The 14,758-nt window shown below is 62.9% G+C and carries 13 protein-coding genes and 2 pseudogenes; 8 read left to right on the top strand and 7 right to left on the bottom strand.

What is annotated here, in order from left to right:
* Window positions 1–6 precede the first annotated feature (6 nt).
* The 3 genes from dmpG (at window position 7) to ACI2KG_RS27540 (ending at window position 3,029) form a co-directional block, all read left to right on the top strand.
* Complete coding sequence (gene dmpG / locus ACI2KG_RS27530) at window positions 7–1,038, top strand: 4-hydroxy-2-oxovalerate aldolase (protein WP_400622170.1); 1,032 nt, start codon at window positions 7–9, stop codon at window positions 1,036–1,038.
* Between the two features lie 61 nt (window positions 1,039–1,099).
* A complete protein-coding gene (locus ACI2KG_RS27535) occupies window positions 1,100–2,416 on the top strand; it encodes a spinster family MFS transporter (protein ID WP_404664044.1) in 1,317 nt (438 codons plus the stop codon).
* Complete coding sequence (locus tag ACI2KG_RS27540; protein ID WP_404664045.1) at window positions 2,409–3,029, top strand: TetR/AcrR family transcriptional regulator; 621 nt, start codon at window positions 2,409–2,411, stop codon at window positions 3,027–3,029. Before ACI2KG_RS27535 ends, ACI2KG_RS27540 begins: the two co-directional genes overlap by 8 nt.
* On the opposite strand, the gene ACI2KG_RS27545 is transcribed toward ACI2KG_RS27540, so the two are convergent.
* Window positions 3,012–3,797, bottom strand: coding sequence for a 2-keto-4-pentenoate hydratase (locus ACI2KG_RS27545; RefSeq protein ID WP_404664046.1), 786 nt, complete (start codon window positions 3,795–3,797; stop codon window positions 3,012–3,014). The two genes, ACI2KG_RS27540 and ACI2KG_RS27545, sit on opposite strands and share 18 nt — an antisense overlap.
* A gap of 327 nt (window positions 3,798–4,124) precedes the next feature.
* Window positions 4,125–4,601, bottom strand: coding sequence for an Lrp/AsnC family transcriptional regulator (locus ACI2KG_RS27550; RefSeq protein ID WP_404664047.1), 477 nt, complete (start codon window positions 4,599–4,601; stop codon window positions 4,125–4,127).
* Window positions 4,602–4,708: 107 nt separating this feature from the next.
* Here ACI2KG_RS27550 and ACI2KG_RS27555 point away from each other — a divergent pair, with 107 nt between their 5' ends.
* On the top strand, window positions 4,709–5,554 hold the full coding sequence (locus ACI2KG_RS27555; protein ID WP_404664048.1) for an EamA family transporter: 846 nt from the start codon (window positions 4,709–4,711) through the stop codon (window positions 5,552–5,554).
* 154 nt (window positions 5,555–5,708) lie between these two features.
* Window positions 5,709–6,935, top strand: coding sequence for an MFS transporter (locus ACI2KG_RS27560; protein WP_404664049.1), 1,227 nt, complete (start codon window positions 5,709–5,711; stop codon window positions 6,933–6,935).
* A 251-nt stretch (window positions 6,936–7,186) separates the two neighbouring features.
* On the opposite strand, the gene ACI2KG_RS27565 is transcribed toward ACI2KG_RS27560, so the two are convergent.
* Both ACI2KG_RS27565 and ACI2KG_RS27570 read right to left on the bottom strand, forming a co-directional pair.
* Window positions 7,187–8,176: a methyl-accepting chemotaxis protein gene (locus tag ACI2KG_RS27565; protein WP_404664050.1), complete on the bottom strand. Its 990-nt coding sequence runs from the start codon at window positions 8,174–8,176 to the stop codon at window positions 7,187–7,189.
* 275 nt (window positions 8,177–8,451) lie between these two features.
* Window positions 8,452–9,351: an alpha/beta fold hydrolase gene (locus ACI2KG_RS27570; protein WP_404664051.1), complete on the bottom strand. Its 900-nt coding sequence runs from the start codon at window positions 9,349–9,351 to the stop codon at window positions 8,452–8,454.
* A 227-nt stretch (window positions 9,352–9,578) separates the two neighbouring features.
* On the opposite strand from ACI2KG_RS27570, the gene ACI2KG_RS27575 reads away from it, so the two are divergent.
* Entirely contained in the window at window positions 9,579–10,823 is a 1,245-nt protein-coding gene (locus ACI2KG_RS27575; RefSeq protein WP_404664052.1) for a DUF1835 domain-containing protein, read from the top strand.
* A 166-nt stretch (window positions 10,824–10,989) separates the two neighbouring features.
* On the opposite strand, the pseudogene ACI2KG_RS27580 reads toward ACI2KG_RS27575, so the two are convergent.
* Window positions 10,990–11,199 (bottom strand): annotated as a pseudogene (locus ACI2KG_RS27580) (PLP-dependent aminotransferase family protein); the annotation flags it as partial.
* Between the two features lie 97 nt (window positions 11,200–11,296).
* Between ACI2KG_RS27580 and ACI2KG_RS27585 the strand changes: the two are divergent.
* Window positions 11,297–11,845: pseudogene (locus ACI2KG_RS27585) on the top strand (2Fe-2S iron-sulfur cluster-binding protein); the annotation flags it as partial.
* Between the two features lie 345 nt (window positions 11,846–12,190).
* Here ACI2KG_RS27585 and ACI2KG_RS27590 read toward each other — a convergent pair.
* Window positions 12,191–13,327 carry an alanine--glyoxylate aminotransferase family protein gene (locus ACI2KG_RS27590; RefSeq protein ID WP_404664053.1) on the bottom strand — a complete coding sequence of 379 codons (1,137 nt, stop codon included), beginning with the start codon at window positions 13,325–13,327 and terminating at the stop codon, window positions 12,191–12,193.
* 84 nt (window positions 13,328–13,411) lie between these two features.
* Complete coding sequence (locus tag ACI2KG_RS27595) at window positions 13,412–14,305, bottom strand: LysR substrate-binding domain-containing protein (RefSeq protein WP_404664054.1); 894 nt, start codon at window positions 14,303–14,305, stop codon at window positions 13,412–13,414.
* 116 nt (window positions 14,306–14,421) lie between these two features.
* Between ACI2KG_RS27595 and ACI2KG_RS27600 the strand changes: the two genes are divergently transcribed.
* Window positions 14,422–14,697, top strand: a complete 276-nt coding sequence (locus tag ACI2KG_RS27600) for a hypothetical protein (protein WP_404664055.1) — start codon at window positions 14,422–14,424, stop codon at window positions 14,695–14,697.
* Window positions 14,698–14,758 lie beyond the last annotated feature (61 nt).

Here is a 14,758-nt window from a genome sequence, read left to right on the forward strand (position 1 = left end):
CACGCCATGGACCTTCACGGCAAACGCATCACCGTCCACGACATGTGCCTGCGCGATGGCATGCACCCCAAACGCCACCAGATTTCCCTGCAGCAGATGAAGGACATCGCCTGTGGCCTGGACGCTGCCGGCGTCCCCCTTATCGAAGTGACCCATGGCGACGGCCTGGGCGGCAGCTCGGTGAACTACGGTTTTCCGGCCCACAGCGACGAGCAGTACCTGTCGGCGGTGATCCCGCTGATGAACAAAGCCAAGGTCTCGGCCCTGCTGTTGCCCGGAATTGGAACGGTCGATCACCTGCGGATGGCGTTCGAGCTGGGCGTCAGCACCATTCGGGTGGCCACCCATTGCACGGAAGCGGACGTTGCCGAGCAGCACATCGCTGCAGCACGCACCCTGGGCATGGACACCGTCGGCTTTTTGATGATGGCCCATATGAACAGCCCCGAAGGCCTGGCCCGGCAAGGCAGGCTGATGGAAAGCTACGGTGCCAATTGCATCTACATCACCGACTCTGCCGGCTACCTGTTGCCCCACGATGTCAGTGCACGCGTGACGGCCCTGCGCGCTGCACTCAAGCCCGATACCGAAATCGGCTTCCATGGGCACCACAACCTGTCGATGGGTGTGTCCAACTCCATCGCGGCCATCGCCGCAGGCGCCACGCGCATCGATGCCGCCTGCGCCGGCCTGGGTGCAGGCGCAGGCAACACGCCGATGGAAGTGCTGGTTGCCGTGTGTGATCGCATGGGCATACAGACGGGTGTCAGTGTGTTCGGCATCCAGGACGTCGCCGAAGACCTGGTGGTGCCCATCATGGACTTCCCCATTCGCAGCGACCGGGATGCCCTGACCATGGGCTACGCCGGTGTGTACGGCTCATTCTTGCTGTTTGCCAAACGGGCCGAGCAGAAGTACGGGGTATCTGCACGGGAAATCCTCGTCGAGATGGGCCGCCGCGGCATGGTAGGCGGCCAGGAAGACATGATTGAAGACACCGCCATGACACTGGCCAGACAACGCCAGGCCCTCGCCTGATCGTCCTCGCAAGCCCAGGCATGGCCTGGGCCCTCGCCCCCGGCACCTGCAGGAGCCCTGCATGCGTACTCCGCCTGTTTCGCCCATTGGTTGGCGCAGCCATGGTCTGCTGTTTCTGCTTGCAATGATGTATGCCGACAACTTTGTCGGGCGACAGGTCATCGCGGTCATGATCGAGCCCCTCAAGCAGGAATTCGCCGTCAGCGATACCGCCATGGGGCTAGTGTCAGGTCTGGCGTTTGCGGCGGTGTATGTGCTGCTCGGGCTACCTGCCGGGCGCCTGGCCGACCACCTGCCACGCACCCGCCTGCTGGCAGTTTCTTCATTGTTGTGGGCGCTGGCCACCGTGGCCTGCGGGCTGGCCGGCAGCTTTGCGATGCTGGTGGTCGCGCGCATGGCCGTGGCGGTGTTTGAATCGCCCAGCACTTCGACCTCGATGTCGATCATTGCCGACATCTACCCACCGCAGCGGCGGTCGTTCGCCATAGCCTGTTACACCGCTGCCCCCACCTTTTCCACGATCATCGCGCTGTGCGTCGGTGCCTGGGTGGTTAACGAATATGGCTGGCGCAGCGCCTTCTTCGCCGTTGCCGTGCCCGCCCTGCTGATCAGTGCACTGTGTGCGTTCATCGTGCGCGATCCGCCGCGAGGGCGTTTTGACCTGACCCCGCCGCGCGCGCCGCAGCCGACAGTGGGCCTGCTGGCCAGTGCTGGCGAGCTCTGGGCGCAACCGGCGTACCGCTGCCTGGTACTGGCTTGCGGTATCACCACGTTCAGTGCCTACGCCTATGCGATGTGGAACGCCAGCTTTCTGGTTCGCTCGCATGGTATGCCGTTGCAGTACGCCGGTTTCCTTGCCGGCCTGGTGGGTGGCATTTGCGCAGGCGTCGGGGCCCTGTTCAGTGGCTGGCTTACCGACCACCTGGCCGGCAAGAACCCACGCTGGCAGATCGGCATTCCGCTCGTTGGCCACTTGCTTGGCGGTAGCACACTCATCCTCTACCTGCTGTGGCCCGGCGATGTCCTGATGCAGGTGAAAGGCGTGCCGGTACCCAGCGCGATGCTCTGGTGCGCGCTGACCAGTTTCTTCTCGGTGTGGTGGGTTGGCCCGTCATACTCCCTGTTGACGCAATTGGTGCCTGCCTGCCGCCGCGCAACCGCCGTGGCCTTGCAAACCATCGTCTCCACCCTTTGTGGCGTAGGTATCGGCCCGCTGGCAACGGGTTTGCTCAGTGATGCGCTGATGCCATGGTTTGCTGATGAATCACTGCGCTACGCCTTGCTGTTGATCAGCAGCACCCTCGTCATACCGATGGCCTTGCTCTGGCGCACCTATCGGCACTTGAACGGCCTTGCAAGGGTGGACGCCTATGCCTGAGGCAGGCACGCTTGCAGTCAACCCCGACTGCGCAAGGTACATTCTTGTTGCCGCCACCGAGCTGCTTGGCGAAGTGGGTTATGGCGCCATGTCGATGCGCCAGCTGGCAAGCCGCGCCGGCGTGTTGCCAGGCAGCCTCTATCACCACGTTGCGAGTAAACAGGACTTGCTGTCATGCGTGCTGATGGACCTGCTGACGTCACGCGACAATGCCTGGCGGGCTTTCCCGCGGCGAAGGGGCGTGCTCGGTGAGTTGCAGGCTTTCATACGGTTTTGTCTGGCATGGCAGGCCTCGCACCCCCTCGAAGCCAAGGTGCTGGAGCATGAGCAGCGTCATCTGCAAGCACCTGTGCAGGACTGGCTTGCGCGCCGCCCGGGCAACCTGCACGTGCAGCTGCAAAAACTGCTGGAAAAAGGCCAGAAGCAAGGTGTTTTCGGTGAGTTCGAAGCCGAGCCCGCCGCGCTCGCGATCATGGCGTTGACTAAAACTGCCGACGCGCTGCGTTGCAACGCGTCGGGCTGGTCACTGTCACGGCTTGAACGCTACTGCCTGCAAATGAGCTGGCGCCTGCTTGATGTGAACAAGGCCGTGGTGTTACAGCATGAACCCTAACGCATGGCCGAGGTACCTGGCGCAGACGTTGTGCCCGGCCTCGCTCAGGTCGAACGGCTGACACATGGCGCCCGTGGTCACCACGTCGCCGGCCTTCAGGGTTTGCCCGCGCTCGGCAGCGTGCGCATACAAGTGGGCCAGTGACACCAGCGGGTCGGTTGCCGCATCACCCGACAGACCACGCGCCCGTAATTCGCCGTCTACATAGACCTCGGTCGTCTCGGCCAAGGTGGCCAACAACGGTATATCGATGCCTGCGCCCAGGCTGGGGCTGACGACCAGTGCCTCGAAGCCGACGTTGTCGGCGACAAAGCTCGGCCAGCCGACAGCCTTGCGGTCGACGAAACGCGAGCGCACCACTTCGAAGGTGACGCAGGTGGCGCGGATGTCTTCGCTGACCGGCTGCCGCCCGGCTTGGGGAGGGATATCACGGTCGAGCACGAAGGCGACTTCGCATTCGATGGTCACTGGCGTCACAGCAGGCAGCTGTATGTGCACACCGTCTGCGTGGCAGCGCTTTTCTTCCAACTGGCCGATCAGCGGCCGGGACAGATTGGCCGCTCGCATGCCTGCCGGGCTGCCGACCCCAAGCTTCCACCCGGCGCGCTGGCCGGCGGCGGCAGCAAACAGCTGGTCCTGGCTGTCGTAGCCTTGCTTCAAAGTCTCGGGCTTGAGGCTGGCGGGCAGTTCCGTCAGTAGCTCACCACTGCGCCAATGCTGCAATAACAGGGCTGCGGTACGTTGGGGCACAAAGAGCGAACTGTTCATCAAGACCTCATGGTGATGGGCAATGGCGGGTGTCAGATGCTAGGGCCTGGCATTGATAAGGATAAATATATTGTCATGATGCCTGGCATCACAATTCGTTATAAACCCGCCTGACGCGATGCCTTGTAGGAGGTCGGGCAGAAAACTCTGCTGCAACTCCGCAAACGGTGTGGGAGCCGCGCTTGCCGGCGATGGGCTGCGCAGCGGCCCCAAAGTCTTAATCACTCACAATCCGTCAGCATGGTGTCGCCTGCATTAGGGCTGCTTCGCAGCCCCTCGCCGGCAAGCGCGGCTCCCACAGAGGGAACGCCTCAAATCTGCAAGCCGCTAGACTGGTACACCCAGGCCCACCTTAACCTTGTCCAGCACAATCAGTGTGCGGTAGGTAAGAATGTCTTCGTTATCGGCAAAGTGCAGCCTGACCAGTTTTTCGAAATGCGCCACGTCACGCGCCAGCATGACGATGATGAATGACACCCCACCGTTGACGAAGTAGCACTGCTGGATCTCCGGCACATTGGCAAAATAGCGCTTGGCCCGGTCCATCACCTGCGAGCGGTCGTCGCGCAGGCGCGATTCGACGATGGCGGTAATCATCTGGCCGACGCTTTCCGGGGCAACCACCGCGGTGTTTGCCGCAATCACCCCGCTTGCCTCCATTTGCGCAACGCGCCGCTGCACGGCGGGCGTAGACAAGCCGATGTCTTCGGCGATGGCGCGCTGCGAGGTCTTGTTGTCTTGCTGCAGCAGCCGCAGGATCGCATGATCGAAGCCGTCCAGCGGCCGATTGGTGGAGTCACTCATTTTTGGTTTCCAAAGCAAGCAGTTCACTCATCAGAAGGCCATTTTCACAGCAAATGCTTCGCACGCCGAGCACTAAAATGGCGCCTTGACTGTTGCTGGAGCCACGTGTGGACGCAAAAAATGCTGGAACCTTCGCCCCGGTCGGTGCTGCCATCGCCGCACTGGTGTCGGTACAGACCGGTGCCGCCTTGGCCAAGACCCTGTTTCCACTGGTTGGCCCCGAAGGTGTGGTTGCCTTGCGGCTGGGCCTGTCTGCGGTAATTTTGCTGGTGCTTCTGCGGCCGTGGCGTATCTGGCGCCAGGCCAACAGGCTGCACCTGTTGGGCTATGGCCTGATGATGGGGCTGATGAACATCCTGATTTATCGTGCCTTCCTGTACATCCCGGTGGGTATCGCGGTTTCCATCGAAGTCATCGGCCCGCTGGGCGCCGCGTTGCTGACTTCGCGGCGGCGTATCGACCTGCTGTGGATCGCCCTGGCACTTGCCGGCCTGACGTTGCTGCCGTGGGGCACGGACAACCAGGGCCTGGACCCGCGCGGGGTGATGTATTCGCTCGCCGCAGCCTTGGCCTGGGGGCTGTATGTGTTGCTCGGCAGCAAGGTGGCGGTGCACGGCAAACAGGCAGTCGCCAGTGGAATGCTGTTCGCTGCGTTGCTGGGTGTTCCACTGGGCGTCAGCCATGCCGGGGTCGATTTGCTGGCACCCTGGGTGCTCATGGCAGGCCTGGGCGTCGCCCTGCTGTCCAGCACCATCCCGTTCCTGCTCGACATGTATGCAATGCGCCACTTGCCGCCGAGTATTTTCGGCGTATTGCTCAGTGCTTCGCCGGCTGCCGGGGCAATCGCCGGCTGGCTGATCCTCGATGAAGTGCTGGCTGTGACCCAGTGGCTGGGCATTGCCGCTATCGCCCTGGCCTGCGCAGGGGCGGCACTGGTGGGGCGCGGTCGATAGCGGCCGCTCTGCACAAGGCCTTTCATCGATTGCGCTGATGTTTACTATCAAGCGGGCCGCCTGTCGGCCCGGCAAGCTCGCCGCCTATAATCGCCGGCAAATTCCCCCCTCTTGCGCCTGCTACAGGCGACATCCCTCCTTGGAATCCGACACCATGCCAAGTGCCAGCCAGGCCCCACGGGGCCGTCCCGAACATAATCAACAGAGCGTCGCCCAGCAGTGGCTGGCGATTCTCTCGGTCGCCGTCGGCGCCTTCGCCCTGGTCACCAGCGAGTTCCTGCCGGTGGGCGTACTTAACGATGTGGCCAGCGACCTCGGCATCAGTGCCGGCCTCGCCGGGCTGATGGTGACCCTGCCCGGCATCATGGCCGCACTGGCTGCGCCGCTCATTTCCGTGGGCGTTGGTGCGCTGGACCGGCGTTACCTGCTGATCGGCCTGACCCTGATCATGATCATCGCCAACGCCATCGTCGCCTACGCTGGCGACTTCAACCTGCTGTTGCTCGGCCGTGTGCTGCTGGGCGTGAGTATCGGCGGCTTCTGGGCCACCGCCATCGCCCTCAGCGGGCGCCTGGCACCGGATGGGGTTGGCGTGGCCAAGGCCAACTCGATCATCATGGCCGGGGTCACCCTGGCGACGGTGGTGGGCGTGCCGGTGGGTACCTGGCTGAGTGGCCTGATGGGCTGGCGCATGACCTTTCTGGTAACGGCACTGGTGGGTATCCCGGTCCTGCTGGCCCAAGTGTTCCTGCTACCACGGCTGATGCCGGAGAAGGCCATTCGCGTGCGCGACCTGCCGGCCTTGTTCATCAACCCGCAGGCGCGGGTCGGGCTGATTGCCGTGCTGTTAATCGGCCTGGCGCACTTTGCCGCATATACCTATGTGGCGCCGTTCTTCAAGCAGAACGCAGGCTTTGATGGGCCAACCATTGGCTCGCTGTTGCTGTTGTATGGCGTGGCCGGGTTCATGGGTAACATTTTTGCCGGTTATGCGGCCAACCGCAGCGTGCGGCATACCCTGATGCTGGTCGCGCTGATGATCGCTGTCAGCACCGCCCTGTTCCCGCACTTCGCCACCGGCATGACCGGCGCCGCAATGCTGATTGCGCTGTGGGGCTTTGCCTTTGGTGCGTTCCCGGCCTGCGCCAATATCTGGATGTTTGTCGTGGCGCCCAAGGATGTCGAGCGGGGCATGCCGCTGTTCGTGGCCTTGTTCCAGGTGATCATTGCCGTGGGCTCGTTCTTTGGCGGGCAAGTAGTCGACCATATGGGCACGGCGGTGCTGCTGAGCCTGGCCACGGCGCTGGTGGGCTGCGGCTTTGTCACGGTGCTGGTGCTGGGGCGCAACGTCAGCAACAGCCTGGCGGCGCAGCCGGGCTGAGGTTGCCCACGGCAAAGGCGTTTTAATACCTGTAGGAGATCGCGCAGAGAACTCTGCCCGCAAGCCCGACGCATTCGCTGTGGGAGCCGCGCTTGCCGGCGATGGGCTGCGCAGCGGCCCCAAAGTCTCAAGTCAATTACAATCGGTCAGAATGGCGTCGCCTGTATTGGGGCTGCTTCGCAGCCCATCGCCGGCAAGCGCGGCTCCCACAAAGTCCGCGTCAAATCAAAATGTTATGGCGGCCTTGCAGCTCAGGCCCTGAACCGCCCGACTAACGCCGTCATCTCGCCCACCAACCCCGACAATGCCTTGCTCGCCTCAGTGGTCTGCTGCGCCCCGGCCGCCGATTGGTTCGACAATTCGCGAATGTTCAACAGATTGCGATCCACCTCCCGTGCCACCTGTGCCTGCTCTTCGGCCGCACTGGCGATGACCAGGTTGCGCTCGTTGATTTCGCCGATCGCACTGTAGATGCCCTCCAGCACCTGCCCCGAGGCCAGGGTCACATCCAGGGTCGACTGGGCGCGGTTGGTGCTGGCTTGCATCGAAGCTACTGCTGCTTCGGTACCGGCCTGCACACGGCCGATCATCTGTTCGATCTCCTGGGTCGATTGTTGCGTGCGGTAAGCCAGCGTGCGCACCTCATCGGCTACTACCGCAAAGCCGCGCCCGGCCTCACCGGCACGGGCAGCCTCGATGGCGGCATTGAGTGCCAGCAGGTTGGTCTGTTCGGACACCGAGCGGATCACTTCCAGCACCTTGCCGATATCCCGCACCTGCCCCACCAGTTGCTCCAGGTGGGTACTGCTGGTCTGGATCTCGCGGGTCATGGCCTCGGTGCCATCGATGTTGTCGTTGACCTGGCGACGGCTTTGCGCGGCCAGCTCGTTGGACTCGCTGGTGGTCTGCGAGGTGGTGCGGGCGTTTTCGACAAACTCGGCGACCAGTTGCTGGCTCTTGTCGTTCAGCTCGACCGACAGCGCCATGCGCTTGGCTGCGCTGTCGTCATGGCCGCCCAGTTGTTCGATAAAGCCCGACGACACGTTGGCGCTGGCACGAATCGCCATCAGCAACGCATTGTTCAACCGGTCCGACTGGTGCGCGGTCTGGTCCAGTTCGGTGATCTGCTGGTCGCTGCCCACGGCTGCCCGCCAGGCACTGAGGGTGGAAAACAGCAGGGTCAGGCTGAACAGCGACAACACCCAGAACATTCCGGTGCGGATCTTCAGGTTGGCGAGCATGCGGGCAGTACTCCTTGTTGGCACCACTTCTGGTCGATGATTCGACGGTGGGTGTGCTGCTATCGGAGGGGCTGGCGCAGGCTTGAGGTGGCGGATGATGCTTGTGGGCGGTAACCGCACGGATGTTGCCGAATGAGACGCGCTGGATTGTAGGAGCGGCCTCGTGTCGCGATCGGGGTGCGAAGCGCCCCCACGCTTTTTGCATCATGCAAAATTGCCGGGGCCGCGCTGCGGCCCTATCGCGACACAAGGCCGCTCCTACAGGGCCAGTGTGGTCACAGCTTATGCCGACCGAGAAACTCGGTAACAGCCTCGGTGAATGCCTGCGGCTGGTCCAGCATGACGAAATGGAAGCTGCCATCGATACGCTTGAACCGGATATCCGGCGTACCGGTATAAGCGCTACGGAAGGTCGCATCAACGCTTGCAGCGGGCATGCCATACGAAGGGTCATAGGCATACACGACCTCTACCGGCACCTGGATACGGCCAAGCTCCGGGCGCAGGTCGGTGGTCATCAGCTCATAGGTGGCATCCGCTACCGTCCTGCGGTCCGAGCGCAGCGCCGCCTCTACCACTGCAGGCCTGGCCGCCGCGGTCTTGGCCAGCCGGTCAATGGCCGTGCGCTGCATCGCTTCGGCCTGCTCGGCCGGCGCTGCCAGCATCGCATCACGGAACTGCACAGCGTGCGGCGCCGCGGCTTCGGCGGTGGCCGCAGGGTTGATCAGCAAGGTGTAGAACGGCAGCGCATCGACCACCATCAGCCGCCCTGCCTGCTGCGGATGGCGTGCCCCCAGCATCAGCGCCACCTCGCCCCCCAGCGAGTGGCCGATGATGGCCGGCGCCTGCAGGTGCTGGCTACGGATGTAGTCCGCGACCGCCTCGGCCACCGGGGCAACCACGCGCCCGTCGACTGCGGGCACGGCAGGTGCTCCGGCAAAACCGGCGACCTGCACCAGGTGCAGGCGGTGCTGCTGGCGTAGGGTGCTGGCAAGCCCGGCCCATACCTCAGGTGATGAGGCCAGCCCGGGGATCAGGATAACGTCCGGCCCAGTGCCCTCGACCGTTACCGAAATGCGTTCATTCGCCACTGGCGCGGGCTGGCTTGGCGCGGCTAAGGCCGCCGTCAGCGACAAGCTGGTACTGATGGCTGCAAGCAGGGTACGCACACGCATGCGGGTCATTCCTTTGACTTTCAACGGAGAAAAGCCCGCCACTATAAGGTGCCGGGCAGCCCCTGGGAAAACTATCGTTTGCAACCCGGGGCGCAGCACCGTTACAGTCGGGGCCTGGGCGCCGGCTGCGCCTGCGGTCCGCGCGAAGGGGTTACCCGAGCCATGCGACAACACATTCTCATACCAGCTCCCGGCTTGTCGGCGGACCGAGCCCCAAAGGAGTTGGCATGCCCGCCACTAATTCATCCCGCCACCACGGCCTGCTCGACCTGCCCGCTTTGCGCAAACGCGCCAAGCGCTTGCTGAGTGCCCTGAAAAACCACCAGGCCGACGACGCCCGCGAACAACTGCGCATCCTTGGCCTGCCCGGCCCCGACTACCGGCTTGCCGATACCCAATGGCTGGTAGCTCGCGAGGCCGGCTTTGCCAGCTGGCCCAGGCTGAAGGCGCATGCCGATGCCGTGGCGTTTGCCGCACGCCACCCCGGTTTCGCCGCCGATGATGAGGCTGCCGTGCAGCATTGGCGTTGCGGCAACGACATCGCCCACAGCTTGCGCACTGCCGGCTTTGCCGGCGCCTTCCAGATGTTCGACGACCCCATGGTCATGGGCCCGGTACCAGCGCTGCCCGAGCAACCGTACTGGCAAGTGCGCGGCGCCTATGTACAACAGGCGTTCAACCTCGACGCCGCCGAGGTTGCCGCTCGCCAGACGGCACAGCAGGCGGCACTGGCCGGATTGAACGGCGACAGCCAACTGGTGCTGTGGTGCGAGGCCGACGCTTACGACCAGTTGTTCCTGATCCGCGTGCTCGCCAGCCTGCCCTGCCTCCCGCGTCGGCTGGAGCTGATCGAAATTGACCAGGTGCCCGGTATCGAGCGCTTCATCGGCATCGGCCAGCTGGCCCCCGACCTGCTGGCGTGGCTGTGGCCGCAGCGTCGCGCACTGGGTGAGGATGCACTGGCCCTGGCACGCCAGGCATGGGCAGCCTACACCGCCGCCGATCCGCAGGCCTGGGCCGACCTTGCTGGCCGCCAGCACCCGGCGTTGCCGCTGCTGGGGCGGGCACTGGCGCGTCAGTTGCAGGAATTGCCTGGGGCAAACGATGGCTTGAGCCTGACCGAACGCCTGCTGATGCGCGTGCTGGCGTCACGCGGTGAGCTGCCCGCCGGGCGCGTGTTTGGCCAGTTGATGATGCAGGACGACCCGCTGCCTTATCTGGGCGACATGATGTTCCGTGCCCTGCTGCAGCCGTTGATCCATGCGCCGCAACCGCTGCTGCTGGAAGGCGCAGGTGAGGCCTGGGCGCAACGGCCATTGCGGCTGACCGCACTGGCTGAACAGGTGTTGGCAGGCAAGCAGCACTGGCTTGATCACAGCCCGGCACAGCGTTGGGTGGGCGGGGTGCTGGTCGATGCGGCTGACAGGCCTTGGGTGGTCAGCGAGCAAGGCCTGGTGTGGCGCCGCCAGTAGTAAATGGCCCAACAGCCAGCGCAGTCCATGTAGGCGCGGCCTTGCGTCGCGAAAGGGCCGCGGCGCGGCCCCGGCAATTCATGCGACAAAGCTGAGATTGCGGGGGCGCTTCGCACCCCTTTCGCGACGCAAGGCCGCTCCTACACGGACCGCGCCTGGCTTTTAGATTTCGCCGCCTTCGCCAGGCGCTGGACTGCCGCCCGCTGCGCACTACCAGGTCCAGCGCCAAGGCGTTGTCGACCAACTGATCGACATCGATCGAGCCGGCAAACCTCACCCACAACGCCAGCCCCCCTTCCGGCTCACGCACGCTGATCTGCTCGCCAAACGCCTCATGCAAACACGCCAGCAAGGTCTCGCGGCGCAGGCGGCCCTCGCTGATCGCCGCCACCAACCCTTCGACAATCTGCCGGTACGACGCCTGCGCGCCCTCAAGCCTGAGCAGCGGTTGCCATTTTGCGTAACTGGACCATGTGAAGTATCCAAAACTGGAGGTTCTGCTGGTCCTGGACTATAGCAACAATCGAACCTCCCATCGCCCCGAGGTGTTCATGCAAAGCCGCCATGTCATTGAGTTATCGCCTTCGGGCGAAACCTTCTCCGCCAGCCAGGAATTGCTACTCGATGCCATGCTCGCCAGTGGCCTGCCGGTTCCGTTCTCTTGCCGCCGCGGCGCTTGCGGTTCGTGCAAGGTCAAGGTGGTGTCGGGGCACTACCAGGACAAGCAGCGCGATGCCGACACGCCAGCGCCCTCCTATCCCTTGGCCGCCGATGAAATGCTGCTGTGCCAGAGCCACGCCTGCAGCGACATGCGCCTGGAGATACCCGGCTGGTCACTGGATGCCCCGGACCTGCAGTTCGAAGCACAGGTACACAGCAAGCGCGCGCTGAGTGCGGACATCGTCGAACTGGTGCTGCAGCCTGCCCAGCCGCTGGATGTACGCGCCGGGCAATATGTCCGGTTTTTGCTCGACAAGGGTGACAGCCGCTGCTTCTCCGTTGCCAACCTGCCGACACAGGACGCCACTGACCGTGCGAATATGAAACACCAGCCGCCCCTGAAGCCCAGCGCGGGGGCAAGGCCTGGCAGCTGGAGCGTAACCTGGCCGGGCATCGCATCGCCGATTTCCCGCATGTGCTGTACAGCCAGGAGAACTGGCCGAGGTGGAGTTTGTTCCGAGCGAGGTGGTGTGGGTGCTGGAAGTACAGCTGTGCCACCCGACCGAGCCGGTCGGGGCGTTTTTCGAAGACATCCTGATCGGAAAAGCCAAGGCCGCGTGACCGTTGTAGGAGCGGGTTCACCCGCGAATGCGGCGGTTGAATCACCATCGCATTCGCGGGTGAACCCGCTCCTACAATGGGCCAGGTTAGTGCTGCTCCATCACTTCATCCAGTGCCTGCTCGAGCGTACTGACCGTGCGCTCGATGTTGTGCAGTTTCTCGAGCCCGAACAGACCGATGCGGAACGTCTGGAAGTCGGCCGGTTCGTCACATTGCAACGGCACGCCGGCGGCTATCTGCAGGCCGTGTTCGGCAAATTTCTTGCCGTTCTTGATGTCGGCATCATCGGTGTAGCTCACCACGACGCCCGGGGCCTGGAAGCCGGCGGCGGCCACGCTCTTGATGCCTTTGCCACTCAGCATGGCGCGCACCCGGTCGCCCAGGGCCTGTTGTTCGCTGCGGACCTTGTCGAAGCCGTAGGCCTGCATCTCGTTCATCACGTCGTTGAAACGCGCAAGAGAATCGCTGGGCATGGTCGCATGGTAGGCATGCCCGCCCTGTTCGTAGGCCTGCATGATCTGCAGCCACTTCTTCAGGTCGCAGGCAAAGCTGCTGCTTTGCGTGTTCTCGATGCGCTCCAGGGCCAGGGCACTGAACATCACCAGGGCGCAGCAAGGGGACGCGCTCCAGCCTTTCTGTGGTGCGCTGATCAGCAGGTCGACCGCGCACTTGTGCATGTCGACCCACAGCGTGCCCGAGGCGATGCAGTCGAGTACGAACAGGCCGCCCACTGCATGCACGGCGTCGCCCACAGCGCGCAGGTAATCGTCGGGCAGGATGATCCCGGATGAAGTTTCCACATGGGGGGCGAAGACGATCTGCGGTTTGTGCGCCTCAATGGCCGCCAGTACTTCATCCAGAGGGGGTGGCGCGTAGGCCGCCTGGTGCCCCGCTTCGACCGGTCGGGCTTTCAGCACCGTAGTGGCCGCCGGGATATGGCCCATCTCGAGAATCTGGCTCCAGCGGTAACTGAACCAGCCGTTGCGGATCACCAGGCATTGCTGGGCGGTGGCAAACTGCCGCGCCACCGCCTCCATGCCGAACGTACCGCTGCCAGGCACCACCGCAACAGCCTGGGCGTTGTAGACCTGTTTCAGGGTGCTGGAGATGTTCTTCATCACCCCCTGAAATGCCTGCGACATGTGGTTGAGCGAGCGGTCGGTGTAGACCACCGAGTACTCGATCAAACCCTCAGGATCAATACCGGGATAGAGCTTCGACATGGGGTGATTCCTTCGCCAAGGATGTCTGTGGTATCGACCCTGCCTCAAGCCTGGGCAAATGACAAGCCACTATATTCCAGCAGATCAACGCGCGACAGCTTGATGCTTGAGCCAATTCTGGACAATGCTTAATGAATCAGACTGTTTCATCTTGCGCGGCCACACCAGGTAAAACGACTTGTCGAGCTTGAGTTGCTGGTTAAAAACCTGAATCAGCCGGCCTGCAGCAATGTCATCACCGACAAACGCAAGGCTGGCCAGCGCAATGCCTTGACCACTTATTGCTGCGTCAATGGCCAGAGAGGTCTGATTGAAGCGCAGGTTCCTGGCCGTAGGTTGCGCGTGCTGCGGGAACAGTTCTGCAAGAAACTGAGGCCAGAAGTTATGGGCATCGTGAAGCATGATGAAATCCTGAAGCTGCTCAAAGCTGGCAGGCATTTCGCTTCCTTCTAACACCCGTGGGCTGGCTACCGCAACGATGCGCTGCTCCATCAACAACTCGCTGTTCAAACCCGCGCCGAAATCGGGCTTGCCGTAGCGAACAGCGATGTCTACGCCATCGGTACTGAAGTGAGAGAGCCGATCGGTTGCCAGCACACGCAAATCGATATCTGGATAACGCTGTGCAAAGCTGCCGAGCCTGGGAATCAGCCATTTCGAAGCAAAGGTAGGCGTCACGCTGACCGTCAGGTGAGCAGCCTGTGGCCTGAGCAGGCGTGTTGCCTCGTCGATCATGGCGAGTGCACTGCGAATGCTGCCGCTGTAGCTGTGCCCTGCATCGGTCAACGCCAGGCCACGGGGTAAGCGCTCGAACAAGCGCAGATCCAGGCTCGCTTCCAGCCCGCGTATCTGCTGCGCAACTGCCGCCTGGGTCACACCCAGTTCCTCGGCCGCCACACGGAAGTTCAGGTGACGAGCTACCACTTCAAAAACACGCAACGCATTTAGCGAAGGTAAATCAGTGAAACCGTCTGACATGGCAATGGAGATTCTATTGGATTGGATGATTTTTTTGCCTCTCTGGTGCTTGCACAGGGTTGATAACCTGATTTGCCAGAGGGATTGAGTGTACCGAGGTTACTCCCTGAACATCGTTGAAGAAACCCGTGCAAGGTGCGCCCGAGCGTGGCAAGGACCTGCTGGTGGCGCTGCTGGCCACGGCGTATGCGGTACTGATGGTGTGGGCGGGCGGCATGAAATACCTGCTGCTGTCAGCGGTCATCTACGGGCCGGGCACGGTGCTGTATATCAAGGCGCGGATGGAGCAGCAGCGGCAGGTGTTCAGCGGGTTCGAACGTGGGGTGTTTGCGGTGGTGCTGCTGGGGCGGCGGGTAAACCGAGGGTGTCAGAAATTTTGTGTTCGGGCATAACATGAGTAAGAGGTGCATGTATGCCAACCAAAAAGAAAACCTTGCGTGACCTGCCCAAAAT

Source organism: Pseudomonas sp. NPDC089407 (assembly GCF_044900445.1).
In the GTDB taxonomy this organism is placed as follows: domain Bacteria; phylum Pseudomonadota; class Gammaproteobacteria; order Pseudomonadales; family Pseudomonadaceae; genus Aquipseudomonas.

Bases quoted from the DNA above. Each gene is read 5' to 3' on its own strand.
- dmpG (WP_400622170.1), top strand. From the start codon at position 7: ATGGACCTTCACGGCAAACGCATCACCGTCCACGACATGTGCCTGCGC.
- ACI2KG_RS27535 (WP_404664044.1), top strand. From the start codon at position 1,100: ATGCGTACTCCGCCTGTTTCGCCCATTGGTTGGCGCAGCCATGGTCTG.
- ACI2KG_RS27565 (WP_404664050.1), bottom strand. From the start codon at position 8,176: ATGCTCGCCAACCTGAAGATCCGCACCGGAATGTTCTGGGTGTTGTCG.
- ACI2KG_RS27540 (WP_404664045.1), top strand. From the start codon at position 2,409: ATGCCTGAGGCAGGCACGCTTGCAGTCAACCCCGACTGCGCAAGGTAC.
- ACI2KG_RS27570 (WP_404664051.1), bottom strand. From the start codon at position 9,351: ATGCGTGTGCGTACCCTGCTTGCAGCCATCAGTACCAGCTTGTCGCTG.
- ACI2KG_RS27595 (WP_404664054.1), bottom strand. From the start codon at position 14,305: ATGTCAGACGGTTTCACTGATTTACCTTCGCTAAATGCGTTGCGTGTT.
- ACI2KG_RS27545 (WP_404664046.1), bottom strand. From the start codon at position 3,797: ATGAACAGTTCGCTCTTTGTGCCCCAACGTACCGCAGCCCTGTTATTG.
- ACI2KG_RS27590 (WP_404664053.1), bottom strand. From the start codon at position 13,327: ATGTCGAAGCTCTATCCCGGTATTGATCCTGAGGGTTTGATCGAGTAC.
- ACI2KG_RS27575 (WP_404664052.1), top strand. From the start codon at position 9,579: ATGCCCGCCACTAATTCATCCCGCCACCACGGCCTGCTCGACCTGCCC.
- ACI2KG_RS27550 (WP_404664047.1), bottom strand. From the start codon at position 4,601: ATGAGTGACTCCACCAATCGGCCGCTGGACGGCTTCGATCATGCGATC.
- ACI2KG_RS27560 (WP_404664049.1), top strand. From the start codon at position 5,709: ATGCCAAGTGCCAGCCAGGCCCCACGGGGCCGTCCCGAACATAATCAA.